General features: G+C 32.9%; 3 protein-coding genes. 2 read left to right on the top strand and 1 reads right to left on the bottom strand.

The genetic code is table 11. The annotated features are described in order from the left end of the window. Positions 1-108: 108 nt before the first annotated feature. On the bottom strand, positions 109-1,383 hold the full coding sequence (locus tag G468_RS0119305; protein ID WP_051297225.1) for a purine-cytosine permease family protein: 1,275 nt from the start codon (positions 1,381-1,383) through the stop codon (positions 109-111). Positions 1,384-1,482: 99 nt separating this feature from the next. On the opposite strand from G468_RS0119305, the gene G468_RS0119295 reads away from it, so the two are divergent. Together G468_RS0119295 and G468_RS0119290 are read left to right on the top strand one after the other, a co-directional pair. Then, positions 1,483-2,181 carry a LuxR C-terminal-related transcriptional regulator gene (locus tag G468_RS0119295; RefSeq protein ID WP_026824316.1) on the top strand — a complete coding sequence of 233 codons (699 nt, stop codon included), beginning with the start codon at positions 1,483-1,485 and terminating at the stop codon, positions 2,179-2,181. A gap of 640 nt (positions 2,182-2,821) precedes the next feature. After that, entirely contained in the window at positions 2,822-2,980 is a 159-nt protein-coding gene (locus tag G468_RS0119290) for a hypothetical protein (protein WP_155847051.1), read from the top strand. The last annotated feature ends 218 nt before the right edge of the window (positions 2,981-3,198 follow it).

Here is a 3,198-nt window from a genome sequence, read left to right as displayed (position 1 = left end):
AAGCAGCACCGCTGCGCCGCTCACGCGTAGCGTGCTACGTTCAGAGCTAGAAGAGATCCAAAGGATTAATATCAGCAATTCAATTTAAATATAGCAAAATTTCTTTACTCATGATTTTACCTTCATTAATACCCAATAAGCCAAGCCAGCCACCAGAATAGAATTTAAAGAAGGGATGCCAAATTTAAGTACTACACCAACGATAGTACCTATAATACAGGCAATAATAGCCGACCAGCCAATGAGTGGCGTAGAGGAATCGTCAGGTAATAACCCTTTTTCTCTGGTTTTATCTAGTATTTTTCGACTCGTTTTCAAAATATAATAATCAACCAGCATCACACCGGCTATTGGTGGAAAAATAACACCAAGCATGGAGAGGAAATCAACGAAATAGTTTAAAATACCAAGGACTGATAATAACGTACCAAATAAACCAAGAATAATAGTCACTACAGAATAATTAGATTTTCTTTTTGTAATAGCTTCTAGAAAAGCTGATATGTGAATTGATGAAGAGTAAAGGTTTGTGTCATTAACTTTAATTGCGGATAAAATAATTGTAAGTAGTCCAATAAATCCAGCGCTATGTAACATTATTTCTACAACATTATCAGTCCCTAATGCATGAGAAACTAATATAGCTATACCATTAATAAAAAACTCGCCGACAAGAATAGAACTAAATATCATCCAAAATACATGTTTGTCGTTTTTACAATATCGACTAATATCAGGGGTAATTAACGCCCCAACAATAAATAATCCAGCCACCATTGTAGCTGCATCCCCTATAGAAAGTAATTTACCATTAGGATGCGAAAAATTGAAATTATTAATTGGACTGAAAAAAACTTCTTTTAAACTAACAAATAATATTACCATCAAAAATAATGGTACTGCTAGCTTAGCTGTAATACTTAAGCCATTAAAACCAAATGAGACTAGAATAGTAAAGAATAATCCCGTCATAACAGTAATCAATCCTAAACTAATATTAGGAAAAACTGTATTAACAAATCCTTGAGAAATAAGCGATATATTAATACCAAACCACCCTAATGAACTGATGGAAATAATAAATCCTATTAATATAGAACCTATTTTTCCAAAGCCACACATTTTTGATAACACACTGGTTGATAAACTTTCTTTCATGCCAGCATAACCCAAACCAAAACTAACAAATACTAAAACTAAACTACCGAGCGTCGTAGCTATCATAGCTTCGATAAATGTCATTCTATGACCTAATGTGGCGCCCAACATAAATTGAGCTAACGAAGTCGCCATACCAATACGAACTATTGTAATGTCAAACAAACTTACTTTTTTTTCTTCTGGTAATCGGCTAAATACATATTCATCTTTAGAAATCTTCATTATCGTTTACTTCCTTTTAATTTATTTTCGATATTAAAAATACCACCCTTAATACTATACTTAAACCGTCCAATTAATTTTTTAATTAAAGGTGATACCATGAATATTTATGAAAATAAACTGTCATCAATTCGCTCTATAATATCATTCATAAAAAATAGCAAAGATCACTGGTGTATAAAGGACAATGACTCAAAATATACTTTTATAAATAATGCCGCATTTGAATTTTTTAGATTTCCTAAAAAATTCAATCCAGAAGGGAAGTCAGACAAAGAAGTACCAACTGAAATATGTGAAGAGCTTTGGCCTGACTTTATAAATCATGACCAAAAAGTAATATCTCAAAATAGGAGAATAACATCTATAGATATTCACCGTTACGGATATGGAAATACAGGTTATTTAATACCCCATTTATCAGAAAAATCACCTCTTTACGACGATAAAAATAATATAATTGGGTTGGTTTGTTATGGTAGACAAATTGAAATACCAACACTACTTTATTACATAAATAGATTTAATCGAAAGATAATACAAATAGATGCGCCTAATGACCTCTTTACTAAGAGAGAATTGGAGGTCATATTTTGGGCACAACAACGGCTCACTTCTAAAGAAATAGCTAAAAGGTTAAATATTTCTCATCAAACGGTAGAAGGACATTTGAAGGCAATTTATAAAAAAGCTGATATTCATAGTATCTTTCAGCTTATTGAATATTGTGAACATACAGGGCTTGATAGTTATATTCCCGCTGATTTTATTCGTAAAGGTGTACAGTTAGTCAATTAATGATTTATTTTTTCTTGTCTACACCTAATATTTAGGTGTATTTTTATTAAAAAAAGTAAGTAATCTAAAAACTCCTATGATAAATCATAGGTCGGGATTGATACCCCGTAGGCTTAAGACCGGCATGTAGTATAGTGCCGGCATCCTTCGCTCATGTTATCAATGGTGGGCTGGGTGGGGGAGCCGAAAGGCTCGCCGTCTTCTTAAGTCCGGTAGTATCAACCCCATTCAGTCTGCCACCCGATCTCAATTTCAAATCTGGTGTCTAGACTTCTGTTTCTCTTGTTTTGATAAGGGAAGGCTGATGTACGAATACAAATTAGATTTTTCAAATAAAAATAACAGAATTTTAATAATGAAAAACCCCGAGAAACGGGGATTTTATAGATGATTAAGGCTGTCAAGTTGGCCAACATCAGGGAAATACAATAATAATTATTTTGCTTTAAAGATTAATTTTTACTTACCAACACCAGGGAAACACCCAAAGGGAATATGTAGCAAAAAAGTAGCATATTCCCTTTTTTTAAATAAAACAAAAGATTTTTGATATTTCTATTTTCCGTTTGATAACAAAGAGGAAATACTCATGATTCAGCCCAGAAAATACAGAACAACCTTTCGACATTTGAAGGCTGGCATGTCCGTTCTTCATAACGAAGAAATGTTAAAAATCGTGAAATTGAGAAAGCGAGAAATGACAGAAAAAGGATTGATGTACCACTTTGATGTTATCGGCGGAAACGGGATTTTGATAGGAGAAAGCGGAACCCGAATATACACGCCCAAAAATTGCTAAATTAGAAAAAAATTCAACTCATCCCACCCCTACCAATGTAAAAATAAAAATGCGCTGAAAATGACGACAGCGCATTGAATACAGCAATTTCATATAGTTTTTACGTTAAAGAAATCTGGAAGAAGAAAAGAATTACCCTAACGATAAAATTTTACTCAATTGTGATAAATTGTTAAATACCCTATTGTTAGGTAAAACAAGGCATTAACATTAATGAC

Source organism: Arsenophonus nasoniae DSM 15247 (assembly GCF_000429565.1).
Lineage (GTDB): Bacteria > Pseudomonadota > Gammaproteobacteria > Enterobacterales > Enterobacteriaceae > Arsenophonus > Arsenophonus nasoniae.
Note: the sequence above shows the minus strand (reverse complement) of the source record. Positions and strands in the feature narration are given on the sequence as shown.